At 73.0% G+C, this 25,412-nt stretch carries 22 protein-coding genes; 15 read left to right on the top strand and 7 right to left on the bottom strand.

Annotated features, from left to right (window positions below; genetic code table 11):
• The first annotated feature begins 66 nt into the window (after positions 1-66).
• The 7 genes from ACWDYF_RS12990 to ACWDYF_RS12960 all read left to right on the top strand — a co-directional run bounded on the left by ACWDYF_RS12990 (position 67) and on the right by ACWDYF_RS12960 (position 10,560).
• The gene (locus ACWDYF_RS12990) at positions 67-1,560 is read left to right on the top strand and encodes a ubiquitin-like domain-containing protein (RefSeq protein WP_389462942.1); all 1,494 of its coding nucleotides are present in this window, start codon (positions 67-69) and stop codon (positions 1,558-1,560) included.
• An 89-nt stretch (positions 1,561-1,649) separates the two neighbouring features.
• The gene (rsmA, locus tag ACWDYF_RS12985; RefSeq protein WP_389462941.1) at positions 1,650-2,540 is read left to right on the top strand and encodes a 16S rRNA (adenine(1518)-N(6)/adenine(1519)-N(6))-dimethyltransferase RsmA; all 891 of its coding nucleotides are present in this window, start codon (positions 1,650-1,652) and stop codon (positions 2,538-2,540) included.
• Positions 2,541-2,619: 79 nt separating this feature from the next.
• On the top strand, positions 2,620-3,513 hold the full coding sequence (locus tag ACWDYF_RS12980; RefSeq protein ID WP_389462940.1) for a 4-(cytidine 5'-diphospho)-2-C-methyl-D-erythritol kinase: 894 nt from the start codon (positions 2,620-2,622) through the stop codon (positions 3,511-3,513).
• A gap of 181 nt (positions 3,514-3,694) precedes the next feature.
• Positions 3,695-5,506, top strand: a complete 1,812-nt coding sequence (locus ACWDYF_RS12975) for an ABC-F family ATP-binding cassette domain-containing protein (RefSeq protein ID WP_389462939.1) — start codon at positions 3,695-3,697, stop codon at positions 5,504-5,506.
• Positions 5,507-5,749: 243 nt separating this feature from the next.
• Positions 5,750-7,711: an outer membrane protein assembly factor BamB family protein gene (locus ACWDYF_RS12970; RefSeq protein ID WP_389462938.1), complete on the top strand. Its 1,962-nt coding sequence runs from the start codon at positions 5,750-5,752 to the stop codon at positions 7,709-7,711.
• Between the two features lie 103 nt (positions 7,712-7,814).
• The gene (locus ACWDYF_RS12965; protein WP_389462937.1) at positions 7,815-9,704 is read left to right on the top strand and encodes an outer membrane protein assembly factor BamB family protein; all 1,890 of its coding nucleotides are present in this window, start codon (positions 7,815-7,817) and stop codon (positions 9,702-9,704) included.
• A gap of 187 nt (positions 9,705-9,891) precedes the next feature.
• Positions 9,892-10,560 (top strand): helix-turn-helix transcriptional regulator, encoded by a 669-nt coding sequence (locus ACWDYF_RS12960; RefSeq protein WP_389462936.1) that lies wholly within the window; start codon positions 9,892-9,894, stop codon positions 10,558-10,560.
• Between the two features lie 70 nt (positions 10,561-10,630).
• Here ACWDYF_RS12960 and ACWDYF_RS12955 read toward each other — a convergent pair whose 3' ends face one another.
• Complete coding sequence (locus tag ACWDYF_RS12955; protein ID WP_389462935.1) at positions 10,631-10,978, bottom strand: hypothetical protein; 348 nt, start codon at positions 10,976-10,978, stop codon at positions 10,631-10,633.
• 21 nt (positions 10,979-10,999) lie between these two features.
• Positions 11,000-12,700 carry a sodium:solute symporter family protein gene (locus tag ACWDYF_RS12950; RefSeq protein ID WP_389462934.1) on the bottom strand — a complete coding sequence of 567 codons (1,701 nt, stop codon included), beginning with the start codon at positions 12,698-12,700 and terminating at the stop codon, positions 11,000-11,002.
• A gap of 235 nt (positions 12,701-12,935) precedes the next feature.
• Here ACWDYF_RS12950 and galT point away from each other — a divergent pair, with 235 nt between their 5' ends.
• The 4 genes from galT to ACWDYF_RS12930 all read left to right on the top strand — a co-directional run bounded on the left by galT (position 12,936) and on the right by ACWDYF_RS12930 (position 16,930).
• Positions 12,936-14,018: a galactose-1-phosphate uridylyltransferase gene (galT, locus tag ACWDYF_RS12945; RefSeq protein ID WP_389462933.1), complete on the top strand. Its 1,083-nt coding sequence runs from the start codon at positions 12,936-12,938 to the stop codon at positions 14,016-14,018.
• Positions 14,018-14,986 carry a UDP-glucose 4-epimerase GalE gene (gene galE / locus ACWDYF_RS12940; protein WP_381737612.1) on the top strand — a complete coding sequence of 323 codons (969 nt, stop codon included), beginning with the start codon at positions 14,018-14,020 and terminating at the stop codon, positions 14,984-14,986. Before galT ends, galE begins: the two co-directional genes overlap by 1 nt.
• A complete protein-coding gene (gene galK, locus ACWDYF_RS12935) occupies positions 14,986-16,143 on the top strand; it encodes a galactokinase (RefSeq protein ID WP_381737614.1) in 1,158 nt (385 codons plus the stop codon). Before galE ends, galK begins: the two co-directional genes overlap by 1 nt.
• A gap of 106 nt (positions 16,144-16,249) precedes the next feature.
• Positions 16,250-16,930, top strand: a complete 681-nt coding sequence (locus ACWDYF_RS12930; RefSeq protein ID WP_381737616.1) for an adenosylcobinamide amidohydrolase — start codon at positions 16,250-16,252, stop codon at positions 16,928-16,930.
• Between the two features lie 24 nt (positions 16,931-16,954).
• Here the strand turns inward: ACWDYF_RS12930 and ACWDYF_RS12925 are convergent, their stop codons facing one another.
• A complete protein-coding gene (locus ACWDYF_RS12925) occupies positions 16,955-17,398 on the bottom strand; it encodes a GNAT family N-acetyltransferase (RefSeq protein ID WP_037895454.1) in 444 nt (147 codons plus the stop codon).
• A gap of 287 nt (positions 17,399-17,685) precedes the next feature.
• Here ACWDYF_RS12925 and ACWDYF_RS12920 point away from each other — a divergent pair, with 287 nt between their 5' ends.
• On the top strand, positions 17,686-18,474 hold the full coding sequence (locus ACWDYF_RS12920) for a LuxR C-terminal-related transcriptional regulator (protein WP_381737617.1): 789 nt from the start codon (positions 17,686-17,688) through the stop codon (positions 18,472-18,474).
• On the opposite strand, the gene tamR is transcribed toward ACWDYF_RS12920, so the two are convergent.
• A complete protein-coding gene (tamR, locus tag ACWDYF_RS12915) occupies positions 18,433-18,930 on the bottom strand; it encodes a MarR family transcriptional regulator TamR (protein ID WP_018566906.1) in 498 nt (165 codons plus the stop codon). The genes ACWDYF_RS12920 and tamR overlap by 42 nt on opposite strands.
• A gap of 139 nt (positions 18,931-19,069) precedes the next feature.
• Here tamR and ACWDYF_RS12910 point away from each other — a divergent pair, with 139 nt between their 5' ends.
• Positions 19,070-19,909 (top strand): trans-aconitate 2-methyltransferase, encoded by an 840-nt coding sequence (locus ACWDYF_RS12910; RefSeq protein WP_389462932.1) that lies wholly within the window; start codon positions 19,070-19,072, stop codon positions 19,907-19,909.
• Positions 19,910-19,912: 3 nt separating this feature from the next.
• The gene (locus ACWDYF_RS12905; RefSeq protein WP_389462931.1) at positions 19,913-20,275 is read left to right on the top strand and encodes a VOC family protein; all 363 of its coding nucleotides are present in this window, start codon (positions 19,913-19,915) and stop codon (positions 20,273-20,275) included.
• An 18-nt stretch (positions 20,276-20,293) separates the two neighbouring features.
• Here ACWDYF_RS12905 and ACWDYF_RS12900 read toward each other — a convergent pair whose 3' ends face one another.
• The 3 genes from ACWDYF_RS12900 to ACWDYF_RS12890 are packed head-to-tail and all read right to left on the bottom strand — an operon-like array spanning position 20,294 to position 22,289.
• Complete coding sequence (locus tag ACWDYF_RS12900; protein WP_389462930.1) at positions 20,294-20,548, bottom strand: type II toxin-antitoxin system Phd/YefM family antitoxin; 255 nt, start codon at positions 20,546-20,548, stop codon at positions 20,294-20,296.
• A gap of 59 nt (positions 20,549-20,607) precedes the next feature.
• Entirely contained in the window at positions 20,608-21,282 is a 675-nt protein-coding gene (locus ACWDYF_RS12895) for a TetR/AcrR family transcriptional regulator (protein ID WP_018566911.1), read from the bottom strand.
• Positions 21,279-22,289 carry an acyl-CoA desaturase gene (locus ACWDYF_RS12890; protein ID WP_389462929.1) on the bottom strand — a complete coding sequence of 337 codons (1,011 nt, stop codon included), beginning with the start codon at positions 22,287-22,289 and terminating at the stop codon, positions 21,279-21,281. Before ACWDYF_RS12890 ends, ACWDYF_RS12895 begins: the two co-directional genes overlap by 4 nt.
• A gap of 343 nt (positions 22,290-22,632) precedes the next feature.
• Here ACWDYF_RS12890 and ppc point away from each other — a divergent pair, with 343 nt between their 5' ends.
• Positions 22,633-25,374: a phosphoenolpyruvate carboxylase gene (ppc, locus tag ACWDYF_RS12885; protein ID WP_381737627.1), complete on the top strand. Its 2,742-nt coding sequence runs from the start codon at positions 22,633-22,635 to the stop codon at positions 25,372-25,374.
• Positions 25,375-25,412: the final 38 nt, after the last annotated feature.

The raw sequence follows: 25,412 nt of genomic DNA, 5'->3' as shown, positions 1-25,412 counted from the left end.
GGCCCGATCAGGTACCGGGGCCCGGCCGCCCCGGGCCCGGACCTCGGCCTCCAGGAGTGTGTCGGTGTGAGCAGATCGCCGTACGAGACGTACGAGGCGTACGCGCGGTACGAGGAGACGTACGGGACGACGTATGCGCCCCACGCGCCCCACGCGCCCCACGCGCCCTACGAGACATACGGACACGGAGCGTCAGGGACGTACGGGACGGCCGTTCTGCCCGAGGAGACCCCGGAGACCCCGGAGACCCTGGAGACCCCGGGGGCCCCGGAGGCCCCGCCTCCCTACCAGGACACCTACCGGCCCGCCTACGAAGCCGCCGCCGAGCGGTCCGGGGCCCGGCGGTCCGCCGTGCGGCCGGTGCTGCCCCGGCAGGCGACCGGTCCGGCCGCACCCGTCGTACAGGGCGGCACCGGCGGGCGCCGGCGGGCGCGGCGGCGCGCGCCGCGGCCCGCGCGGCTGCCGGAGACCGGAGGGCTGCGCAGGCTGCTGCCGCAGGCGCTGGTGGTCGCGTTCCTGGCCGGGGGCACCACCGCGTTCGTCGCCCACGACAAGGCGGTCGAGCTCGACGTCGACGGCAGCCCGCGCAATCTGCACACCTTCGCCGACGACGTGACGGAACTCCTCGCCGAGGAGGGCCTGCGGGTCGGCGCGCACGACACCGTGGCCCCGGCCCCCGGTACGGCACTCAGCAGCGGTGACGCCGTCGAGGTGCGCTACGGACGCCCGGTACGGCTCACGCTGGACGGTCAGCGGCACGCGGCGTGGACGACCGCGCGCACGGTCGGCGGAGCGCTCAGGGAGTGGGGGGTGCGCGCGGAGGGCGCGTATCTGTCGGCGGCACGCTCCCAGCGCATCGGACGCACCGGGCTCACGCTCGACGTCCGCACCGAACGCGCCGTCACGGTCATGGCGGACGGCCGCCCGCGCACCGTCCGCACCAACGCGGCGACCGTGCGGGAGGCGGTCGAGGAGGCCGGGGTCACGCTGCGCGGCCAGGACACCACCTCCGTCCCGCAGGACAGCTTCCCGCGCGACGGGCAGACGGTCACCGTGCTGCGGATCACCGGCGGACGGGAGGTGCGCGAGGAGCAGATCCCGTTCGTCGTGCGCCGGGTCGCCGACCCCGGGCTCTTCCGCGGCACCGAGGTCGTGGAGCGCGCCGGGCGGCCCGGGGTGCGCCGGATCACGTACTCCCTGCGCAGCGTCAACGGCGTACGCCAGCGGCCGCGGCAGCTGGGGTCGGAGGTGGTGCGCGCCCCGCGCACGCAGCTCGTGAAGGTCGGCACACGGCCGCGTCCGCCGACGGTGCGCGGCGCCGACGGGCTGGACTGGCAGGGGCTCGCGCAGTGCGAGTCGGGCGGCCGCCCGGACGCGGAGGACCCGTCCGGCACGTACGGCGGCCTGTACCAGTTCGACCAGGACACCTGGCACAGCCTCGGCGGCGACGGCCGTCCCCAGGACGCCCCGGCCGAGGAGCAGACGTACCGCGCCAAGAAGCTCTACGTGCAGCGCGGCGCCGCCCCCTGGCCGCAGTGCGGGGACCGGCTGCGGTCCTAGGGGGAACCGGCTGCGGTCCTGGCGGCCGGGGCACCGCCGGGGTGCGGGCGGCCGACGGAGCAGGTGGCCGCGCCCCGTACCCTGGTGCGGTGAGCAGCCCCCTCCCCGACGCCCTGCTGGGCCCCGCCGACATCCGCGAGCTGGCGGCGGCCCTCGGTGTCCGCCCCACCAAGCAGCGCGGCCAGAACTTCGTGATCGACGCGAACACGGTCCGCCGTATCGTCCGCACCGCCGACGTCACCTCCGAGGACGTGGTCGTCGAGGTCGGGCCGGGGCTCGGCTCGCTCACGCTGGGGCTGCTGGAGGCCGCCGACCGGGTCACCGCCGTCGAGATCGACGACGTGCTGGCCGCCGCGCTGCCCGCGACCGTCGCCGCCCGGCTGCCCGAGCGCGCCGACCGGTTCGCGCTGGTGCACTCCGACGCGATGCACGTCACCGAGCTGCCGGGGCCCGCCCCGACCGCGCTGGTGGCGAACCTGCCGTACAACGTCGCCGTGCCCGTGCTGCTGCACATGCTCGAAACCTTCCCGAGCATCGAGCGCACCCTCGTCATGGTGCAGGCGGAGGTCGCCGACCGGCTCGCCGCCGCCCCCGGCTCGAAGGTGTACGGGGTGCCGTCCGTCAAGGCGAACTGGTACGCCGAGGTCAAGCGGGCCGGTGCCATCGGCCGCAATGTCTTCTGGCCCGCGCCGAACGTCGACAGCGGTCTGGTGTCCCTGGTCCGCCGTGCCGAGCCGCCGAAGACCACCGCGACCAGGCGGGAGGTGTTCGCGGTCGTCGACGCGGCCTTCGCACAGCGCCGCAAGACGCTGCGGGCCGCGCTCGCCGGCTGGGCCGGGTCCGCCGCCGCTGCGGAGGCGGCGCTGGTGGCCGCCGGGGTGTCGCCGCAGGCGCGCGGCGAGTCGCTGACCGTGGCGGAGTTCGCGCGCATCGCGGAGCACGGGCCGCGGGCGCCGCACCCAGGGCGACAGCCCGCATGACGAACCGTCCGGCAGTACGGGCGGCGCCCCGGGCGACGGCCCGAGCGACGGCCCGCGGAACACAAGGAGCCCGGAAACTGTGAGCGTCACCGTCCGTGTCCCCGCCAAGGTCAACGTCCAGCTCGCGGTGGGCGCGGCCCGCCCCGACGGCTTCCACGACCTGGCGAACGTCTTCCTGGCCGTCGGCCTGTACGACGAGGTCACCGCCACCGAGGCCGACGAGCTGCGCGTGACCTGCGCGGGCCCGGACGCCGGCCAGGTCCCGCTGGACCGCACGAACCTGGCCGCCCGCGCCGCCGAGAAGCTCGCCGAGCGGTACGGCCGCGGCCCCGGCGTCCATCTGCACATCGCCAAGGACATCCCGGTCGCCGGCGGCATGGCGGGCGGCAGCGCGGACGGCGCGGGCGCCCTGCTGGCCTGCGACGCGCTGTGGGGGACCGGCGCCTCCCGCGACGAACTGCTCGACATCTGCGCCGAACTCGGCAGCGACGTGCCCTTCAGCCTGGTCGGCGGCGCCGCGCTGGGCACCGGGCGCGGGGAGCGGCTGACGGCGCTGGAGGTGGGCGGCACCTTCCACTGGGTCTTCGCCGTCGCCGACGGCGGGCTGTCCACCCCGGCGGTCTACGGCGAGTTCGACCGCCTCAACGAAGGCGTACGCATCCCGGAACCGGCCGCCTCCGACGCCCTCCTGGCCGCCCTCGCCAAGGGCGACCCGCACGCGCTGGCCGCCACCCTGGCCAACGACCTCCAGCCCGCCGCCCTCTCCCTGCGCCCGTCCCTGGCCGCCACCCTGGCCGCCGGCCGCGCCGCCGGGGCCCTGGCCGGCCTGGTCTCCGGCTCGGGCCCCACGACGGCCTTCCTGGTCCCCGACGAGCAGACCGCCGCCCGCGTCGCCGACGCCCTCCTCGCCTCGGGCACCTGCCGCGCCGCCCGGGTCACGCGGTCCCCGGCGGCGGGAGCCGTGCTGGTGTGAGGGGGGCTCAGATCCGGTCGAAGGCTGTCAGGCCGATCTCGGTGTCATGGGGCACGGCCACCACCGTAGCCGTCCGTTCCCGGTCAGGTCATCACAGCGAGTGAGGACACTCCCACGCTCCGGCCCCTGTTCCGCAGGCCCTACGCTTGACAGTCGATCCATCCCCCCGGGCAGGAGTGAAATGGCCGTCAATCTGGTCAATGTCGAGAACGTCAGCAAGGTGTACGGAACGCGTGCGCTGCTCGACGGGGTGTCGCTCGGCGTGTCCGAAGGGGACCGGATCGGGGTCGTCGGGCGCAACGGGGACGGCAAGACGACGCTGATCAGGATGCTGGCCAAGGCGGAGGAGGCCGACTCCGGGCGGGTCACGCACGCGGGCGGGCTGCGGCTGGGCGTGCTCACGCAGCACGACTCGCTGGACCCGGAGGCGACCGTGCGGCACGAGGTCATCGGGGACCTCGCCGACCACGAGTGGGCGGGCAACGCGAAGATCCGCGACGTGCTGACCGGGCTGTTCGGCGGGCTCGACCTGCCGGGCTTCCCCAAGGGCCTGGACACCGTGATCGCCCCGCTCTCCGGCGGTGAGCGCCGCCGGATCGCGCTGGCCAAGCTGCTCATCGAGGAGCAGGACCTGCTCGTCCTGGACGAGCCCACCAACCACCTCGACGTCGAGGGCATCGCCTGGCTCGCCGCCCATCTGCGCGAGCGCCGCTCCGCGCTGGTCTGCGTCACCCACGACCGCTGGTTCCTCGACCAGGTCTGCACCCGCATGTGGGACGTGCAGCGCGGCGCCGTCTACGAGTACGAGGGCGGCTACTCCGACTACGTCTTCGCGCGCGCCGAGCGCGAGCGCATCGCCGCCACCGAGGAGACCAAGCGGCAGAACCTGGTCCGCAAGGAGCTGGCCTGGCTGCGCCGCGGCGCCCCCGCCCGCACGTCCAAGCCGCGCTTCCGGGTGGAGGCCGCCAACGAGCTGATCAAGGACGTGCCGCCGCCGCGCGACAGCAGCGAGCTGATGAAGTTCGCCTCGTCCCGGCTGGGCAAGTCCGTCTTCGACCTGGAGGACGTGACGATCCAGGCCGGGCCCAAGGTGCTCCTCGAACACGTCACCTGGCAGCTCGGCCCCGGCGACCGCATCGGCCTGGTCGGTGTCAACGGCGCGGGCAAGACGTCCCTGCTGCGGGCCATGGAGCAGGCGGCGCGCACCGAGGGCGAGGCGCAGCCCGTGGGCGGCCGGATCGCCGTCGGCCGGACCGTCAAGCTGGCCTATCTCTCCCAGGAGGTCGCCGAACTCGACCCCTCCGTGCGGGTGCTGGAGGCCGTGCAGCAGGTGCGCGAGCGCGTCGACCTCGGCAAGGGCCGGGAGATGACCGCCGGACAGCTGTGCGAGACGTTCGGCTTCGGCAAGGAGAAGCAGTGGACGCCGGTCGGCGACCTGTCCGGCGGTGAGCGGCGGCGGCTGCAACTGCTGCGCCTGCTCATGGACGAGCCCAACGTCCTCTTCCTCGACGAGCCCACCAACGACCTCGACATCGAGACCCTGACCCAGCTGGAGGACCTGCTCGACGGCTGGCCCGGCTCGATGATCGTCATCTCCCACGACCGGTTCTTCGTCGAGCGCACCACCGACACGGTGCAGGCGCTGCTGGGCGACGGCACGCTGCGGATGCTGCCGCGCGGCATCGACGAGTACCTGGAGCGGCGCCACCGCATGGAGCAGCAGGCCGCCGCCGCGTCCGCCCCGGCCCCGGCGGCCGGGTCCGCCGCCCCCGAGCGGAGCGCCGCCGAGCTGCGCGCGGCGAAGAAGGAACTCCAGAAGATCGAGCGGCAGTTGGACCGCGTCTCCGAGAAGGAGAGCACCCTGCACGCCCGGATCGCCGAGCACGCCACCGACTTCGCGAAGGTGGCCGAACTCGACGCCGAGCTGCGCGATCTGGTGGGGGAGCGCGAGGAACTGGAACTGCGCTGGCTCGAACTCGCCGAGGACGCATAGCGGGTGTGACGGCGTACGCGCGCCGTGTGAACGGCGCGTGAAGGCGCGCACGGGCGCGTAACGAGGCCATCACAGGCCGGTTCTCCCTTGGGAACAGGGTCGGGTACGGCACGGTGGGGTGTCGGCGGCCAGTGATAGAAAGGGCCGTCCGGACCCTGTCCGGACACGTCCGCGTACGACTCTGCGTCCACCACGGATCTCAGGGCGTGGCTAAAAATCAGTGAACGAGGGGGGAACGCGCTGATGACTCAGCCGCCCAGTCAGCCGCCGCAGGGCGGCTTCGGAGCACCGCCGCCACAGGACGGCGCTTCGCAGCCGCAACCACCGCAGAGCGGCGGGTCCGGCCCCGCGGGCGATCCGCGGCAGGCCACGCCCCCGCCCCCGAACCAGCCGCCCCCGCCTCCGAACCAGCCGCCCCAGCAGCCCCCGGGCGCGCCGCAGCTGTCGAAGACCCCGCCGCCCTCCGGCCCTCCGCAGCCCGTGCCCGGCTACGGCTACCCGCAGCCGCCCCAGCCCCCGCAGCAGCCGCAGCCGGGGTACGGCTACCCGCAGCAGCCCGGCCCGTACGGCCCGCCGGGTCCCTACGGCGCCCAGCCCGGCCCCCACAACGCCCCCACCGTGCCCGGCGGTCCCGCGGCCGGACCGTACGGCCCGCCGCAGCAGCCGGGTCCGTACGGGCAGCAGCCCGGGTACGGCTATCCGCCGCCGCAGTTCCCCGGAGGGCCCGGCACCCCGCCGCCCGGCGGTGGCTCCCGCAACCCCTTCAAGGGCAGGCCCGCGGTGATCATCGGTGCCGCGGTGGCCGCGCTGCTCGTGGTCGGCGGCACCGTGTGGGCCGTCACCGGCGGCGGAGACGGTGACGGCGGCAAGAAGCCGGTCGCGGACAAGAGCGGTGACGCCAAGGCGTCGGGCTCGGCCGCCCCCGCGTCCGACGCCCCGGTCAACCCGGGCGACGGCGAGGGCGACGGCGGCGGCAAGGACGCGAACGACCTCAACGCCGGCCGCAAGGCGGGCGAGGCCCGGGTGCTCTGGTACAAGGAGGCCCCGGACGCCCCCAACGGCGGCGCCGAGGCGCCCGGCATGTGGATCACCGGCAAGGCGGCGGTGAAGGCGGCGTACAAGCAGGTCTTCGCGTACAACGTCGGCGACGGCAGCCCCACCTGGGCCCCGGTCACCTTCCCGCAGAAGATCTGCGCGGTGACCGAGCAGAAGACGGCCGACGACAAGGCCGTCATCGCGTACATGAGCGGCAGCAGCGACCGCGCCAAGTGCAACCAGCTCCAGCAGCTCGACCTGAACACCGGCAAGCTGGGCTGGAAGGCGCAGATCGGCGACGGCGCCCTGTTCGACAGCGCGCTCACCATCGAGCTGTCCGTCACCGGCAAGACGCTGATGGTCGGCCGCTCGCAGTCGGGCGTCGCGTACAACGTGGACACCGGCGCCAAGATGTACGAGAAGAAGCGGTACGGCGAGGCGTGCTTCCCGACCGCGTTCGCGGGCGGCCCGAAGCTGGTCTCGGTCGCCTCCTGCGGAGCGGGCGGCGCCAACGCCCACGACGAGGTGCAGGAACTCGACCCGGCCACCGGCAGGGCCCGGTGGACGCGGAAGATCCCCAAGGGCTGGACGGTCCAGCGGACCTACTCCGTCGATCCGCTCGTCCTGTACTCGACCGACGAGGACAAGAAGCACTGGAATCTCTCGACCCTGAACAACGACGGCTCGGTGCGCTCGCAGGCCGACGTCAAGGGGTCCTTCGCGCCCGAGTGCGGCTGGGCCATCCTCAACCGCGACCTCCAGGGCTGCCAGGGCGTGGCGGCCGACGCCGACACCCTCTACCTGCCCACCAAGGCGACCACCGGGCCCAATGAGATCGTCGCGGTCAACCTCTCCACCGGCAAGGAGAAGTGGCGCGTCAAGTCCCCCTCGGACACCACGATGCTGCCGGTCAGGGCGGAGAACGGACAGCTCGTCGCGTACGTCGAGCCGTCCTACGACCAGGGCGGCCGGGTCGTGTCCCTGCCGACCGCGGGCACGGCCCACACCCCGGCCACGCTGCTCCAGAACCCCCAGGGCACCGCGGAGATCGAGAACGGCTTCTTCTCCCGTGACATCGACTGGGTCGACGGCCGGTTCTACCTCTCCACCACCCGCCTCAACGGCAGCGACAAGGCCAAGGAGAAGCTGATGCTCGCCTTCGCCAAGTAGACAGGCGCCCCACCCCCCGGCACGCCGCCCGTGTGCCGGGGGCCGTTCCGGCGCCGTCCTCCTTGTCCCCGTCGTCCCCTGTCGTCCAGAGGTGCATCCGCTCATGACCCAGCCGCCCCCGCCGCCCCAGCAGCCGCCGCACCAGGGCGGGTTCGGCCCGCCCCCCGGCGGGCAGCCCCAGGACCAGCAGCCCGAGCAGCCCGGCTTCGGCGCTCCGCAGCCGCCCCCGCCCACCGCGCCCGGTTTCGGCGCCCCGCAGACGCCCCCGCCCGCCGGCCCGCCGCAGTCCCCGCCCGGGTACGGCTACCCGCAGGCGCCCCCGCCGCCGCAGCAGCCCCAGCCCCCGGCGGGCTACGGCTACCCCGGCCGGCCGTCGGCCCCGACGCCCGCCCCGAACACGTACGGCGCACCGCAGCCCGGCTACGGGTACGGCCGGCCGGGGCAGCCCGCTCCCGGGCAGCCCACCCAGCCCGGCTACGGGTACCCCGGGCAGCCGCCCGCCGCGACGCAGCCGCAGACCGCGGTGCCGGGCGGCGGCGCGGGCGGCGGCGGGAAGAACAAGCAGCTGCTGATCGTCGTGGCGGCCGTCGCCGCCATCGCGCTGATCGTCGGCGGCGGCGTCTGGTACGCCAAGTCCGGTGACGGCGACGGCAAGCAGGACACCGCGTCCAGCGGCGGCACCACCGGCGGCGACGCGGGCGGCAAGTCCGGCACCGGCACCGGCGGCACCTCGACAGGCGGCAAGGAGAAGGCCCCCGCCGACCCGGCGGCCAAGGTCCTCTACCAGGTGCCGATGCCGGTCGTCACCGACACGGCCGCCACCACCGGCTCCTGGCTCACCGACAAGGTGTACGCCAAGTCCGGGTTCGGCGACATCACCGGCTACGACCCGGCCAAGGGCACCAAGCTGTGGACGCTGAAGCTGCCGGGACCGGTCTGCCAGACCACCCGCCACATCACGGCGGACGGCAGGACGGCGATCCTGTACGAGCCGGCCATGCCGACCAAGGCCAAGCCCTCGCACGGTTGCAGCCAGCTCGCGGTGATCGACCTCACGGCCGGGAAGAAGCTGTGGACCCACGAGGTCAAGTCCGGTGACCAGCCGGTCAACCTCAGCAACGTCACCATCGGCGGCGGCACCGTCGCCGTGGGCAGCACCAACGGCGGTGCCGCCTTCACCGTCGCCGACGGCAAGCCGCTGTGGTCCCCCAAGCCGGACGACACCTGCTACGACGCCGGTTACGGCGGTGGCGACAAGCTGGTCGCGGTGCGCAAGTGCGGCACCTACGGCCAGCGCCAGCTGCACATCCAGAGCATCGACCCCACCTCGGGCAAGGTCCTCTCGGACTACAAGCTGGCGCAGGGCATCGAGTACGCGGGCATCGTCTCCACCGACCCGCTCGTCGTCGCGGCCGACCTCGGCGGCGACCACGGCATCTCGGACTTCTTCGCCCTCGACGGCGCCACCGGCAAGCTGCGCTCGCACATCACCGCGCCCGGCGACCAGTACGGCGGCCGCTGCGACGCGATCAGCCGGATCGAGTACTGCTCGGGCATGGTGGTCGGCAACGACCGGCTCTACCTGGGGACCGAGCAGCACGCGGGCAGCGGCGACCACGGCCAGACCAACGAGATCGTCGCGTTCGACCTGGCCACCGGGCGCCAGACCGGCCAGCGCGCGGACGCGGGCGACGGCTACCAGATCTATCCGCTGCGCATGGACGGCGGCGCCCTGCTCGCCTACAAGCGCCCGCCCTACGACAAGGGCGGCCAGGTGGTGAGCATCGACGGCAACAGCTTCAAGGAGACCGTCCTGCTGGAGAACCCGGCCGACCGGGACGTGCGGTCCGCGGAGACCGCCATGTCCCCGGACTACGCGGAGATCCTCTACGGGCAGGGCCGCCTCTACATGTCGGCGGTCTACGCCCACAAGCCGCGTTCGTCGGCCTACGGCAAGGAGTACCTGGCGCTCGTCTTCGGCACGTCCGGCTGACCGGCGCCGCCCGCACGGCCCCGCCCCCCGGTGGTACGGGGGGGCGGGGCCGTGCGCGTACCGGGCCGCGCTCCGGGGGAGCTTCCGCGCGCCGGGTGTTTTCGGCGATCCGGGGCACTTCTCGCCGGTAGGGGCAGCGCGGTACGGGGCGAGCGTGTAGCTTCCGGGGGGAACTGGGGGGTTGCCGATGGGAGCGCGGCTCATGGTGGTCGACGACCACCGACTGCTCGCCGAGGCGCTGGCCTCGGCGCTGAAGCTGCGGGGACACCGGGTGCTGGCCGCGGCGGCGCCCGCGGCGGGCGCGGCGGAGCTGGTCATCAGCCGTGCTCCGGAGGTGTGCCTGCTGGGTACGGCGACACCGGCCGAGCCGGGCGCGTTCGACCCCGTCGTGCGGATCAAGCAGGAGCGCCCGCAGGTGGCGGTGGTGGTGCTGGGTCCCGTCCCCTCGCCCCGGGGCATCGCGGCGGCCTTCGCCGCCGGTGCCTCCGGTTATGTCCGGCACGACGAGCGGATAGAGGGGGTCGAGCGGGCGATCACCAAGGCGCGCGCCGGTGAGGCGGCGGTGGCGCCGCAACTGCTCCAGGGCGCCTTCGCCGATCTGCTGAACCCGGCCGCCCAGCCGGACGACGAGGGGCAGCGGCTGCTGGCGGTCCTCACGCCCCGCGAGGTGGAGGTGCTGGTGCGGGTCGCCGAGGGCGAGGACACCCGGCTGATCGCGGCCGGCATGGGCATCGCCCCGAGCACCGCCCGCACCCATGTGCAGCGCGTGCTGATGAAGCTGGGCGTGGGCTCCCGCCTGGAGGCGGCAGCCCTGGCGGCCCGCACGGGTCTGCTGGACCGCGCGGGCCGCGTCTGACCTCGGGTTCCGCGCCTGGCCTCGGGTTCCGCCCCCGGCCTCACGGTGGTGCCCGGCCGGCCTCAGGGCGTCACTCGGTGCCGGGCTCGTCCGGGTCCTCGGGCGCCGCCACCGGTCGCAGCTTCAGCCAGACCAGGAAGAACACCCCGAGGACCAGCATCCCGATCCCGGTCCACAGGTTGATGTTGACGCCCTGCGCCTTGTCGATGGCGGCCTGCGAGTCGGTGAGGCCGGTGACCGTGACGATGACGCCGTAGAGGACGAACAGACCGCCGATGATCCGCCGCAGGTCGAAGATGCGCGCGGCGGTCGCGGACCTGCCCTCCAGCTCGGTCACCTCGCGCTGCACGTCGTGCTCGGAGTAGCCGATGTGCGGGCCGGAGTGCTCGTCGCGGCCGGGGTTCTGGGGCTGTGACATGGTTTCTCCATTCTCCCGCGGTCAGAACGAGAACGGGATGTAGCAGGCGGCGGCGAGGACGACGGCGCCCCAGCCGAGCAGGGCGGGCCTGCGGTACCAGGCCTCGTCGCCGGGGGCGGCCGCCTCGGTCATGCCGGGCGACCTGGTGCCGTAGACGAGTCCTTGCAGCGCCGCCTCCGGCTTGGGCTTCGTGAACAGCGTGACGGCGACCATGACCACCGCGCCGGCGACGAACCCGGCGATGGCCGAGACGAAGTTGGCGCCCTGGTCGGTGGGGATGTCGATGATCCCCTTCTTGTAGACGACGAAGTAGTTGACCATCGCGGCCGTGGTGCCGGCGAGCAGGCCCCAGAAGCCGGACTTCATCGACGCGCGCTTCCAGAACATGCCGACGATGAAGACGACGAACATCGGCACGTTGAAGAAGGAGAACAGCGTCTGGAGGTAGCTCATGATGTTCGAGAACGACGAGGCGAGGAACGCGGTGCCGACCGAGGCGAGCACACCGACGGCGGTGATGAGCCGCCCGAACCGCACGTAGTAGGAGTCCTCGCGGTCCTTGACGACGTACTTGGCCCAGATGTCGGTGGTGAACACGGTGTTGAAGGACGACACGTTGGCCGCCATGCCCGCCATGAAGGCGGCGAGCAGGCCGGTGACCGCGATGCCGAGGACGCCGTTGGGCAGCAGTTCCTGCATCAGGTAGGGGATCGCGTCGTTGTACTGGAGCCCGGAGGCGGAGCTGCCGATGTTCGGGACCAGCGCGGCGGCGACCAGGCCCGGGATCATCACCAGGAAGACGATGAAGATCTTCGGGAACGCGGCGATCAGCGGGGTGCGCTGGGCCGCGGAGAGGTTCTTCGCGGACAGGGCGCGCTGCACCTCGGCGAAGTTGGTCGTCCAGTAGCCGAAGGAGAGGACGAAGCCGAGGCCGAGCACGATGGTCAGCCAGTTGGCGCCGAGCGGGTTGGCGTGGCCGATGCCGGTGCCGCCCCAGGCGGTGGTGAAGTTCTCCCCGTGGGTGGCGTGCAGCTTGTGGGTCAGGCCGTCCCAGCCGCCGACCTTCTTCAGGCTGAGCACCACCAGCGGGATGAGGGCCGCCAGGATCACGAAGAACTGGAGCACCTCGTTGTAGATCGCGGAGGACAGTCCGCCGAGGGTGATGTACGCCAGCACGAAGAAGCCGGCGACCACGATCGCCACCCACTGCGGCCAGCCGAGCAGCGCCTCGACGACGATCGCGAGGGCGTAGAGGTTCACCCCGGCGATCAGGATGGCCGCGAAGGCGAACAGGACCGAACTCAGCAGGTGCGCGCCGCGGTCGAAGCGCAGCAGCAGGAACTCGGGGACCGAGCGCACCTTGGAGCCGTAGTAGAAGGGCATCATCACCAGGCCGAGGAAGACCATGGCCGGGATGGCGCCGATCCAGTACCAGTGCACGGTGTAGGCGCCGTACTGGGCGCTGTTGGCGGCCATGCCGAGGATCTCGGTGGCGGCCAGGTTGGCGGAGATGAACGCGAGGCCGGTGATCCAGGCGGGCAGGGAGCGTCCGGAGAGGAAGAAGTCGAGGCTGGTCCGCACCGAGCGGCGGGCGGCCAGGCCGATGCCGAGGACGACGACGAAGTAGATGCCGAGGATCGTGTAGTCGAGCGCGTTGGTCGGCAGCCGCAGCTCGGCCGCCAGGTACACGGACGCGCCGGTGGGGGATGTGGGGGTCTGCATGTGAACTCGCTTCGTTGCGCGAACGGATCCAGCGGGGAACCTACGCCTTCGCGTTCAGGAATTGAACACTTTTGTTGGTTGTCTTTGTTTGATTGTGATGTGCGTTCCATGGCGCGCCCCTGGGTGCCGCCGGTAGCCTCCAATGGTTGGTTGTGATGTGTTATGTTTGATTATGTTGGGTGGGTGACCGAGTGCCGGGTGCGGCCCGGGGCTCGGACGAACAGGGAGTCCGCCAGTGAAGAAGACCTCGACCCGGCTGGCCGACGGTCGTGAGCTGATCTACTACGACCTGCGGGACGACACCGTGCGCGACGCCGTCGACCGGCGCCCGCTGGAGCCGACCGTCACCACCTCGGAGATCCGCCGGGACCCGCTGCTCGGCGACGCGGTCGCCGTGGCCTCCCACCGCCAGGGCCGCACCTACCATCCGCCGGCCGACGAGTGCCCCCTGTGCCCGACGCGGGGCGAGCGGCTCACCGAGATCCCCGACTCCTCCTACGACGTGGCCGTCTTCGAGAACCGCTTCCCGTCGCTGGCGGGCGACTCGGGCCGCTGCGAGGTCGTCTGCTTCACCTCCGACCACGACGCCTCCTTCGCCGCGCTGAACGAGGAGCAGGCCCGGCTGGTCCTGGACGCCTGGACCGACCGCACCTCGGAGCTGTCCCATCTGCCCTCCGTCGAGCAGGTCTTCTGCTTCGAGAACCGCGGCGCCGAGATCGGTGTGACGCTCGGTCACCCCCACGGCCAGATCTACGCCTACCCGTTCACCACCCCGCGCACCGCGCTGATGCTGCGCTCGCTGGCCGCCCACAAGGACGCCACCGGCGGGGAGAACCTCTTCGACGCGGTCCTCGCCCGCGAACTGGCCGGTGAGCGCGTCGTCCTGGAGACCGCGCACTGGGCGGCCTTCGTGCCGTACGCCGCGCACTGGCCCTACGAGGTGCACCTCTACCCCAAGCGCCGCGTCCCCGACCTGCTCGGCCTGGACGAGGCCGCGCGCACCGAGTTCCCCCAGGTCTATCTGGAACTGTTGCGGCGCTTCGACCGGATCTTCGACGGTGGGGACAGCGGGGAAGGCACACGAGGCGGACAGCCGACGCCGTACATCGCGGCCTGGCACCAGGCGCCGTTCGGCGCGCTGGAGGAGTTCGACGGCGTGGTCCGCGAGGACTTCGCCCTGCACCTGGAGCTTTTCACTATCCGCCGTACTTCCGGCAAGCTGAAGTTCCTCGCGGGCTCCGAGTCCGGCATGAACGTCTTCATCAACGACGTGCCCCCGGAGCGCGCGGCCCAGCGATTGCGAGAGGTAGCGAGTTGATGAGCGGGAAGTACCTGGTCACGGGTGGTGCGGGTTACGTCGGAAGCGTGGTCGCCCAGCATCTGCTGGAGGCCGGCCACGAGGTCGTCGTCCTCGACAACCTCTCGACGGGCTTTCGCGCGGGCGTGCCCGCCGGAGCCGCCTTCGTCGAGGGCGACATCCGCGACGCCGCCAAGTGGCTCGACCCCTCCTTCGACGCGGTGCTGCACTTCGCGGCGTTCTCGCAGGTCGGCGAGTCGGTGGTGAAGCCGGAGAAGTACTGGGACAACAACGTCGGCGGCACCATGGCGCTGCTCGCCGCGATGCGCGAGGCCGGGGTGCGGAAGCTGGTCTTCTCCTCGACCGCCGCGACCTACGGCGAGCCGGAGCGCACCCCGATCGTCGAGACCGCCCCGACGAAGCCCACCAACCCCTACGGCGCCTCCAAGCTCGCCGTCGACCACATGATCACCGGCGAGGCGGCGGCGCACGGCCTGGGCGCGGTCTCCCTGCGCTACTTCAACGTGGCCGGTGCCTACGGCGCCCACGGCGAGCGCCACGCGCCCGAGTCGCACCTCATCCCGCTGGTCCTCCAGGTCGCCCAGGGCCGCCGCGAGGCGATCAGCGTCTTCGGCGACGACTACCCGACCCCGGACGGCACCTGCGTACGCGACTACATCCACGTCGCCGACCTGGCCGAGGCCCATCTGCTCGCGCTGGACGCCGCCACCGCGGGCGAGCACCTGATCTGCAACCTGGGCAACGGCAACGGCTTCTCCGTCCGCGAGGTCGTCGAGACCGTCCGCCGGGTCACCGGCCACCCGATCCCCGAGGCCGTGGCCCCGCGCCGGGCCGGTGACCCGGCGGTGCTCGTCGCCTCGGCCGACGCCGCCCGCGACCGGCTCGGCTGGAACCCGTCCCGCGCGGACCTCGCGGGCATCGTCGCGGACGCCTGGCGCTTCGCGCAGCACATCGCAAGGGAGCAGTAGTGGGGGCACAGCAGGTCCGGGACGGGTTTGCCGAGCTGTACGGCACCGCGCCCGAGGGAGTGTGGGCGGCCCCCGGCCGCGTCAACCTCATCGGTGAGCACACCGACTACAACGACGGCTTCGTGATGCCGTTCGCCCTGCCGCACGTCACACTCGCCGCCGTTGCCCGCCGCGACGACGGCGTGCTGCGGCTGCACTCGGCGGACGTGCCCGGCGGCCCCGTCGAACTTCGCGTCGCCGACCTGGCGCCCGGCACCGACGACGGCTGGACGGCGTACCCGGCGGGCGTCGTCTGGGCACTGCGCGAGGCCGGTCACCCGGTGTCCGGCGCCGATGTGCACCTGACGTCGACGGTGCCCTCCGGCGCTGGCCTGTCCTCCTCGGCCGCCCTTGAGGTGGTCGTCGCCCTCGCCCTGAACGACCTGTACGCGCTGGGTCTGAAGGGCTGGCAGCTGGCCCGCCTGTGCCAGCGCGCGGAGAACGTCTACGTCGGCGCGCCCACCGGCATCATGGACCAGACGGCGTCGGCCTGCTGCGAGGAGGGCCACGCCCTCTTCCTCGACACCCGCGACCTGTCCCAGCGCCAGATCCCCTTCGACCTGGCCCGCGAGGGGCTGCGCCTGCTGGTCGTCGACACCCGCGTCCAGCACGCCCACAGCGACGGCGAGTACGGCAAGCGCCGGGCCGGGTGCGAGAAGGGCGCGGCCCTGCTCGGCGTCGACGCCCTGCGGGACGTGCCCCACGACGGCCTGGACGCGGCGCTCGCACAGCTCGGCGACGAGGAGGAGATCCGCCGCCTGGTCCGCCATGTGGTGACCGAGGACGCCCGGGTGGAGCGCGTCATCTCGCTCCTCTCGTCGTCCGCCGGGGCGCGCGCGATCGGCCCGGTCCTGACCGAGGGCCACGTCTCCCTGCGCGACGACTTCCGCATCTCCTGCCCGGAGCTGGACCTGGTCGTCGACACGGCCCTCGCCGCGGGCGCGCTGGGCGCCCGGATGACCGGCGGCGGCTTCGGCGGCTCCGCGATCGTCCTCGCCGAGGAGGGCGGCGTGGCCGCGCTCACCGAGGCCGTCGAGGCGGCCTTCGCCGAGGCCGGATTCACCGCGCCGCGCGTCTTCGAGGCGGTGCCGTCGGCCGGGGCGCGACGGCTGCTCTGACTCGGAGGGCACCAGGGTCTTTCGTCCGGGGCGGGCACGCGCGCCCGGCACGATCCGTACGAGAGGCCCTAGGATCGGCCGGTCCCCGTCCCGAGGAGTCCCGCCGGTGTCCACCGCCCCGCCCGTGCCCGCCCCGCCCACCGCGCTGCGCTCGGCGCGCCTGCTGGCCCGCACCGAGGACGGCGAGCGGCTGCACGCGCTGGTGTGGCGGGCGGGCCCGGGGTGGCGGATGATCAGCAGCGCGGTGCTCGGCGGCGGCATCGGCGAGCGCGACTGGGTCCTCAACGCCCAGGTGGCCCACGGCTACCGGCGCACCGACCCGGAACGCCACCTGGCCGAGCTGGCGGCCGGGGCCGGGCTGACCGGGGCGGGCGTCGGCCTGATGACGGCGGCCGACGTCACCCGGCACGCCCGCGCCGAGGACGGCGGGGCGCAGGCGGTCGTCACCGCGGGCATCAGCGTCCGCGGCTGGGCCGCTGCCCCGGCCCTGGCCGCCGCCGTCCCCGCCCAGCCCGGCACGATCAACATCGTCGTCGCCGTCCCCGCAGCGCTGACCGACGCCGCCCTGGTCAACGCGGCCACCACCGCCACCGAGGCCAAGGTCCAGGCCCTCCTGGAGGCCGGTCACGCCTGCACCGGCACCCCCACCGACGCCGTCTGCGTGGCCGCCCGCCTGCCCGCCCCCGCCGACCCCCCGCACCCCTTCGCCGGGCCCCGCTCCCTCTGGGGCGCCCGCCTGGCCCGAGCGGTGCACCGGGCGGTGGGGGAGGCGGTGGCGCACGCGTGACGCCCGCACCACGGGGCCGCCCGCTCAGCGCAGCGGTTTCACCAGCGTGTACTCGGTGATGCCGGGCGGATAGTCGGGCAGGGCGCAGATCACCTTGTAGCCGTGGCGGCGGTAGAAGCCGGGGGCCTGGAAGTCCCAGGTCTCCAGGCGGGCGGCGGAGCAGTCGCGCTGGTCGCGGGCGATGCGTTCGGCGCGGCGCAGCAGATGGGAACCGAGGCCCGCGCCGCGGTGGCGGTCGTCGACCCACAGATAGGTGATGTGCAGCCAGGTCGCCCAGGTGTGCCCGACCAGACCGCCCGCCAGGGCGCCGGACTCGTCCATGGCCCACAGGTGCAGCGGGAGTTCGTGGGCGCCCGGGGAGGTGCGCAGGGCGGCCAGCATGGACGAGGCGGCCGTGTTCGCGTCGCGGAGGCGGGAGCGGAGCAGATCGCGGCGCTCTTTGTCTACTTCTGCCTCAATACGAAACATGCGGCACACCCTAGACGCGCCCGCCGGTCAGTTCTGCGAATTGGCTTCCCCTCCCGGCCTCCGTCCGTACGCTGAGAAGCGGTACCGGTGGGGGCCGGCGCCGATCAGGGGGCGAGACAGCCGGGTACGACGCCCGGCGTGGGGGTAGCACTTCCGCATGGCGGCGGCCGTGCGGATCCCGCGGCCCCGGGCGTCGTGCCCGCGCGGCCGCCCCCGGACACGGCCTGGCCGTCGTCCTCGATGACGGAGATCCCCTGCTCTCCAGGAGCGTGGGGAAGGGGGTTCCAGTGGTTCGTGTACGCGTCCTGGTCGTCGACGACCACCGCATCTTCGCCGAGTCCCTGGCCGCGGCCCTGGCCGCCGAGCCGGACGTCGACGTCTCGGCGGCCGGGTCAGGACCGGCGGCCCTGCGCTGTCTGGAGCGGGCCGCCGCCGAGGGCCGCCGCTACGACGTGCTGCTCGTCGACGCGGACCTGGGCGGCAAGGTGCCCGGCGGCCGGGCCGCCGTCCCCGTCCAGGAGGCCAACGCGGACGGCCTGGTGGACGGCATCTCCCTGGTGGCCGGGGTGCGCGCCGCCCAGTCCGGCGTACGGACCGTGGTCCTCGCCGAGAAGGACGATCCGCGCCGGGCCGCGCTGGCCCTCCAGGCGGGCGCCTGCGGCTGGGTCGCCAAGGACTGCTCGCTGTCCCGGCTGCTCACCGTCATCCGCGGGGTGCTGCGCGACGAGACGCATCTGCCGCCCGCGCTGCTGACCGGCGTCCTGCGCGAGCTGACCGCCGCCCGCAAGCACCGCACCGAGAGCGAACGGCTGGTGGAGTCGCTGACCCCGCGCGAGCGGGAGGTGCTGCGCTGCATGGTCGCCGGGCTCGGGCGCAAGGCGGTCGCCGAGCGGCTGTTCCTCTCCCCGCACACCGTGCGCACCCATATGCAGAACGTCCTGGGCAAGCTCGGGGTGCACTCCACCCTGGCCGCGGTCGCCCTCGCCCGCAGGGCCGGCGTGGGTCCGGCGGAGCTGGGCCCCGCCCGCCGGGAGCTAGCCGGGGATGTTGTCGAACGGGGCGGTCAACTGGCGTAGCAGAGCGGCCAGTTCGCCGCGCTGCGCGGCGGACAGCTCGCCGAGGATGGCCCGCTCCTGGTCCAGCAGGCCGGACAGCGACTGGTCGGCGCGGTCCCGGCCGTCCTCCGTGAGCCGGACCAGCACGCCCCGCCGGTCGCTGGGGTCGGGCAGCCGCTCGACCAGGCCCTTCTTGGCCAGCCGGTCGATACGGTTCGTCATCGTGCCCGAGGTGACCAGGGTCTGCGTCAGCAGCTGTCCGGGCGAGAGCTGGTACGGCGCGCCCGCGCGGCGCAGCGCGGTCAGCACGTCGAACTCCCAGGGCTCCAGGCTGTGCTCGGAGAAGGCCAGCCGCCGGGCCCGGTCCAGGTGCCGGGCCAGCCGGCTCACCCGGCTGAGCACCTCGAGCGGTTCCACGTCGAGGTCCGGGCGCTCCCGGCGCCACGCTGCGACCAGCCGATCGACCTCGTCCTCCATGCGATCAGTGTAGTGGTTGTGTCGATGTGAAGTCTCTTGATATCAACTATCTTGGCATCAAGAGAAAATGTGGTGCCGCCCGGGAACACCGGGGAACGCCAGGACCGAGGACCAGGACGAGAGCCTCAAGGAGGCCGCCATGCCCGCGCCCGACCGCACCCAGGACAGCCACAGCCCCACCTGGGACCCCGCCCAGTACCTGCGCCACGCCGGGCACCGCGCCCGCCCCTTCACCGACCTGCTCGCCCGGATCCCCGGACTGCCGTCGGACCCGCCCCGCATCGCCGACCTCGGCTGCGGCCCCGGCAACGTCACCGTGCTGCTCGCCCGCCGCTGGCCCACCGCCCGCATCACGGGGTACGACAACTCGCCCGAGATGCTGGACCGGGCCACCGTGGAGCACGCGGGCCCCACCCCCGGCGGCGGCCTCCTCGACTTCGTCCCCGCCGACGCCCGCACCTGGACGCCCGGCGAGCCCTGCGACCTGATCGTCAGCAACGCCACCCTCCAGTGGGTGCCGGGGCACACCGCCCGGTTCGCCGACTGGATCGCGGCGCTCCGGCCCGGCGGCACCTTCGCCTTCCAGGTCCCCGGCAACTTCTCCGCCCCCAGCCACCGGCTGATGCGCGCCCTCGCCCACTCCGCCCGCTGGCGCGGCCGGCTCGGCGACGCCCTGCGCCACGACGACGCCGTGGACACGCCCGGCGCGTATCTGGAGCGGCTGAGCGGCCTCGGCTGCGCGGCGGACGTGTGGGAGACGACGTACCTGCATCTGCTGCCCGGCGAGGACCCGGTGCTCGACTGGGTGAAGGGCACCGGGCTGCGGCCCGTGCTCACCGCGCTCGCCGACGACCCGGAGGCCCGCGAGGCGTTCCTCGCCGAGTACCGGGCCGCGCTGCGCGAGGCGTACCCGGCCGGGCCGCACGGCACCCCGTTCCCCTTCCGGCGCGTCTTCGCCGTCGCCGTGAAGGAGGGCTGAGCGGTGCTCGCCGCGATCGACCACGTCCAGCTCGCCGCCCCGCCGGGGTCCGAGCCCGCGCTGCGGGCGTACTACGGCGGTGTCCTCGGCATGACCGAGATCCCCAAGCCGCCGGTCCTGGCCGCGCGCGGCGGCTGCTGGTTCCGGGCGGGGGCCGTCCAGCTCCATCTGGGCGTCGAGGCGGACTTCCGGCCCGCGCGCAAGGCCCACCCCGGCCTGCTGGTCACGGACCTCGACACCTGCGCCGCCCGCCTGACCGCCCACGGCGCCCCGGTCACCTGGGACGACACCCTCCCGGGCCACCGCCGCCTCTACTCCGAGGACCCGGTGGGCAACCGGCTGGAGTTCCTGGAGCCGGCCGGTTGATCTCGGGAAGGGGTGCGCTCACTTCTGTGCGAGCCCCAGCCGCCTGTCTGCTTCCGCCGTGGGGGTGCCCGGTCCGGGCGCTCCCGCCGCCGTGCGCAGCCGGTGACCGGCGACGGCCAGGGCGTCCTCGAGTTCCTCGATCACGCGCGGGGACACCAGCAGCGCGGCCACCTGCCCGTGGTCGGTCAGGGCGATGGTCTCGCGGCCGTCGGCCACACGGCGCACCAGGTCGCCGAGTCGGGAAGCGGCCTCGCTGAGCGCGATCGCAGTCATGCGCGCATCGTGACGCACGATGACTCCCGCGGTCCATTCCCTCACTCGACGGAGTGATCTCAGCTCTTGCGGTGCCCTATCAGCCGCGGCTTGGGCTCCAGGCCGTCCAGGCCGTGCCAGGCCAGGTTCACCAGGTGGGCGGCGACCTCCGCCTTCTTGGGGCGGCGCACGTCCAGCCACCACTGGCCGGTCAGGGCGACCATGCCGACCAGGGCCTGGGCGTACAGCGGGGCCAGCTTCGAGTCGAAGCCGCGGGACTTGAACTCGCGGCCCAGGATGTCCTCCACCTGGGTGGCGATGTCGGAGATCAGAGAGGCGAAGGTGCCCGTGGACTGGGGGATGGGCGAGTCGCGGACGAGGATGCGGAAGCCGTCCGTGTACTCCTCGATGTAGTCCAGGAGGGCGAAGGCCGCCTGCTCGCACAGCTCCCGCGGGTGGCCGGCCGTCAGCGAGCCGGTCACCATGTCCAGCAGCCGCCGCATCTCGCGGTCCACGACCACCGCGTACAGCCCCTCCTTGCCGCCGAAGTGCTCGTACACCACCGGCTTGGACACCCCGGCCTTCGCGGCGATCTCCTCCACCGACGTGCCCTCGAAGCCCTTTGCCGCGAACAGCGTGCGACCGATCTCCAGCAGCTGCTGGCGGCGCTCGGCACCGGTCATCCGGGTGCGACGCGCACGTCGCGGCTTGTCGTTGCTGGGGGTGCTGGAGTCGGTCGCCACGGCGTCAATCATGCCGCCTCGGCGGTTTCCTTCCGGCGCCGGGAGCCGCCTTCCTCCGGGTTGCGCCGCGAATCGATACGCGAGCGTGACGGCCAGCGCACGTCGTACGCCCAGCCCAGCTTCTCGAACCAGCGGATGATCCGCGCCGAGGAGTCGAGCTGCCCGCGCTCCACACCGTGCCGGGCGGAGGTCGGGTCGGCGTGGTGCAGGTTGTGCCAGGACTCGCCGCAGGACAGGATCGCCAGCCACCACACATTGCCCGAGCGGTCGCGCGACTTGAACGGGCGCTTGCCGACCGCGTGGCAGATGGAGTTGATCGACCAGGTCACGTGGTGCAGCAGCGCCACCCGCACGAGTGAACCCCAGAAGAACGCGGTGAACGCGCCCCACCAGGACATCGTCACCAGACCGCCGATCAGCGGCGGCAGCAGCAGCGAGGTGAGCGTCCACAGCACGAACTGGCGCGAGACCGCCCGCAGCGCCGGGTCCTTGACCAGATCCGGCGCGTACTTCTCCTGCGGGGTCTGCTCCTCGTCGAACATCCAGCCGACATGGGCCCACCACAGGCCCTTCATCAGCGCCGGGACCGTCTCCCCGTACCGCCACGGCGAGTGCGGATCGCCCTCGTGGTCGGAGAACTTGTGGTGCCTGCGGTGGTCGGCCACCCAGCGCACCAGCGGCCCCTCCACCGCCATCGACCCGGCGACGGCCAGCGCGATCTTCAGCGGGCGCTTCGCCTTGAAGGAGCCGTGCGTGAAGTGCCGGTGGAAGCCGATCGTGATGCCGTGGCAGCCGAGGAAGTAGAAGAAGACCAGCAGACCGAGGTCCAGCCAGCTCACCCCCCACCCCCAGGCCAGCGGCACCGCCGCGAGCAGCGCCAGGAACGGGACGGTGATGAAGAGCAGCAGCGTGATCTGCTCGATCGAACGCTTCTGCTCGCCCCCCAGGGTGGCGGAGGGCAGCGCGCCGACGGCCGCCTCCGGGGCGTCGTCGATCACATCGGAGGAGCTTGTGGTCATGGGCGTCCCCTGTGGGGTCGAGGGTGCAGACAGGTGCGGCGGGCCCCGGAACCGTCCAGCTCCCTACGGTTCCGTAACCTACGGCGACGTAAGTATGGCAGTGCGTCGCCGCGCGGCAAGAGCCCCTGGCCTGCGCGTCCCACCCGGCACCTAGACTGAAGCCCGGTCGGACAGCGCGGTCCGCTGAAGAAGATTCCTTCCCGGATGCCCGGCCCGTATGCGGCACCCGCCGCGCGGCACCCGTCCGGGTCCCCTCTCAGAAGAGCCCACCCGTCGCCCACCACCGCCCTTCCAGCGAGTCGCTGGCGCGACGCACTCCGGATTACTGCAAGGAGCCGCACCTGTGAGCAGTGCCGACGACCAGACGACGACCAGCAGCGCGCTGCGCGCCGACATCCGCCGACTGGGTGACCTCCTGGGGGAGACCCTGGTGAGGCAGGAAGGTCCCGAACTCCTGGACCTGGTGGAGAAGGTGCGCCGCCTCACCCGGGAGGACGGTGAAGCAGCGGCCGAACTGCTGCGCGGCACCGAACTGGAGACCGCGGCCAAGCTGGTCCGCGCCTTCTCCACCTACTTCCACCTCGCCAACGTCACCGAACAGGTCCACCGCGGCCGCGAGCTGCGCGCCCGCCGCGCCGCCGAGGGCGGCCTGCTGGCCCGCACCGCCGACCAGCTCAAGGACGCCGACCCCGAGCACCTGCGCCAGACGGTCCGGCACCTCAACGTCCGCCCGGTGTTCACCGCGCACCCCACCGAGGCGGCCCGCCGCTCCGTCCTGAACAAGCTCCGCCGCATCGGCGCCCTCCTGGAGACCCCGGTCGTCGAGTCCGACCGCCGCCGCCTGGACACCCGCCTCGCCGAGAACATCGACCTCGTCTGGCAGACCGACGAACTGCGCGTCGTACGCCCCGAACCCACCGACGAGGCCCGCAACGCCATCTACTACCTGGACGAGCTGCACGCCGGTGCCGTCGGCGACGTCCTGGAGGACCTGACCGCCGAACTGGAGCGCGTCGGCGTCAGACTCCCCGACGAGACCCGCCCCCTCAGCTTCGGCACCTGGATCGGCGGCGACCGCGACGGCAACCCCAACGTCACCCCGGCCGTCACCTGGGACGTGCTGATCCTCCAGCACGAGCACGGCATCAACGACGCCCTCGACACCATCGACGAGCTGCGCGCCTTCCTGTCCAACTCCATCCGCTACAGCGGCGCCACCGAGGAACTCCTGCGCTCCCTCGAGACGGACCTGGAGAACCTGCCCGAGATCAGCCCCCGCTACAAGCGGCTCAACGCCGAGGAGCCCTACCGGCTCAAGGCCACCTGCATCCGGCAGAAGCTCGTCAACACCAAGCAGCGCCTGGCCAAGGGCACCCCGCACCAGCCCGGCCACGACTACCTGGGCACCGCCCAGCTCCTCGCCGACCTGCGGCTGATCCAGGACTCGCTGCGCGAGCACCGCGGCGGCCTGTTCGCCGACGGCCGCCTGGCCCGCACCATCCGCACCCTGGCCGCCTTCGGCCTCCAGCTCGCCACCATGGACGTGCGCGAGCACGCCGACGCCCACCACCACGCGCTCGGCCAGCTCTTCGACCGGCTCGGCGAGGAGTCCTGGCGCTACGCCGACATGCCCCGCGAGTACCGCACCAAGCTGCTCGCCAAGGAACTCCGCTCGCGTCGGCCGCTCGCCCCGACGCCCGCCCCCGTCGACGAGGCCGGCGCCAAGACGCTCGGCGTGTTCGAGACGGTCAAGCGGGCCCTGGACGTCTTCGGGCCCGAGGTCGTCGAGTCGTACATCATCTCCATGTGCCAGGGCGCCGACGACGTCTTCGCCGCCGCGGTCCTCGCCCGCGAGGCCGGACTGCTCGACCTGCACGCCGGCTGGGCCAAGATCGGCATTGTGCCGCTGCTGGAGACCACCGACGAGCTGAAGGCCGCCGACACCATCCTGGAGGACATGCTCTCCGACCCGTCCTACCGGCGCCTGGTCGCGCTGCGCGGGGACGTCCAGGAGGTCATGCTCGGCTACTCCGACTCCTCCAAGTTCGGCGGCATCACCACCTCCCAGTGGGAGATCCACCGCGCCCAGCGCCGGCTGCGCGACGTAGCCCACCGCTACGGCGTGCGGCTGCGCCTCTTCCACGGCCGCGGCGGCACCGTCGGCCGCGGCGGCGGCCCCACCCACGACGCCATCCTCGCCCAGCCCTGGGGCACCCTGGAGGGCGAGATCAAGGTGACCGAGCAGGGCGAGGTCATCTCCGACAAGTACCTCATCCCCTCCCTGGCCCGGGAGAACCTGGAACTGACGGTCGCCGCCAGCCTCCAGGCGTCCGCCCTGCACACCGCGCCCCGCCAGTCCGGCGAGGCGCTGGCCCGCTGGGACGCGGCCATGGACGTCGTCTCCGACGCCGCCCACGCCGCCTACCGCAGGCTGGTGGAGGACCCCGACCTGCCCGCGTACTTCTTCGCCTCCACCCCGGTCGACCAGCTCGCCGACCTGCACATCGGCTCCCGGCCCTCGCGCCGCCCCGACTCCGGCGCCGGACTCGACGGGCTGCGCGCCATCCCGTGGGTGTTCGGCTGGACCCAGTCGCGGCAGATCGTCCCCGGCTGGTTCGGGGTCGGCTCCGGCCTCAGGGCGCTGCGCGAGGCGGGCGTACGGCAGGAGGGCGAGACCGTGCTGGAGGAGATGCACGAGCGCTGGCACTTCTTCCGCAACTTCATCTCCAACGTCGAGATGACGCTCGCCAAGACCGACCTGCGCATCGCCGGGCACTACGTCGACACGCTCGTCCCCGACCACCTCAAGCACGTCTTCGAGGCCATCCAGGCGGAGCACGAGCTGACCGTCGCCGAGGTGCTGCGCATCACCGGCGAGAGCGAACTCCTTGACGCCGCACCCGTCCTGAAGCAGACCTTCGCCATCCGCGACGCCTATCTGGACCCGATCTCCTACCTCCAGGTCGCCCTGCTCAAGCGGCAGCGCGACGCGGTGGCGGCGGAGCAGGAGGCCGACCCGCTGCTCTCGCGGGCGCTGCTGCTGACCGTCAACGGAGTCGCGGCCGGCTTGCGCAACACCGGCTGACCGGCACACACGCGACGGCGCCCCCGGTTCCCACGGAC

Source organism: Streptomyces sp. NPDC003284 (genome assembly GCF_053589675.1).
The sequence above is the reverse complement of the archived record's forward strand: the minus strand, read 5'-3'. Positions and strand labels throughout refer to the sequence as shown.

Coding starts and splice junctions, on each gene's coding strand:
- ACWDYF_RS12975 (WP_389462939.1), top strand. CDS start 3,695: ATGGCCGTCAATCTGGTCAATGTCGAGAACGTCAGCAAGGTGTACGGA.
- ACWDYF_RS12970 (WP_389462938.1), top strand. CDS start 5,750: ATGACTCAGCCGCCCAGTCAGCCGCCGCAGGGCGGCTTCGGAGCACCG.
- ACWDYF_RS12965 (WP_389462937.1), top strand. CDS start 7,815: ATGACCCAGCCGCCCCCGCCGCCCCAGCAGCCGCCGCACCAGGGCGGG.
- ACWDYF_RS12960 (WP_389462936.1), top strand. CDS start 9,892: ATGGGAGCGCGGCTCATGGTGGTCGACGACCACCGACTGCTCGCCGAG.
- ACWDYF_RS12955 (WP_389462935.1), bottom strand. CDS start 10,978: ATGTCACAGCCCCAGAACCCCGGCCGCGACGAGCACTCCGGCCCGCAC.
- ACWDYF_RS12950 (WP_389462934.1), bottom strand. CDS start 12,700: ATGCAGACCCCCACATCCCCCACCGGCGCGTCCGTGTACCTGGCGGCC.
- galE (WP_381737612.1), top strand. CDS start 14,018: ATGAGCGGGAAGTACCTGGTCACGGGTGGTGCGGGTTACGTCGGAAGC.
- ACWDYF_RS12925 (WP_037895454.1), bottom strand. CDS start 17,398: ATGTTTCGTATTGAGGCAGAAGTAGACAAAGAGCGCCGCGATCTGCTC.
- tamR (WP_018566906.1), bottom strand. CDS start 18,930: ATGGAGGACGAGGTCGATCGGCTGGTCGCAGCGTGGCGCCGGGAGCGC.
- ACWDYF_RS12910 (WP_389462932.1), top strand. CDS start 19,070: ATGCCCGCGCCCGACCGCACCCAGGACAGCCACAGCCCCACCTGGGAC.
- ACWDYF_RS12900 (WP_389462930.1), bottom strand. CDS start 20,548: ATGACTGCGATCGCGCTCAGCGAGGCCGCTTCCCGACTCGGCGACCTG.
- ACWDYF_RS12895 (WP_018566911.1), bottom strand. CDS start 21,282: ATGATTGACGCCGTGGCGACCGACTCCAGCACCCCCAGCAACGACAAG.
- ACWDYF_RS12890 (WP_389462929.1), bottom strand. CDS start 22,289: ATGACCACAAGCTCCTCCGATGTGATCGACGACGCCCCGGAGGCGGCC.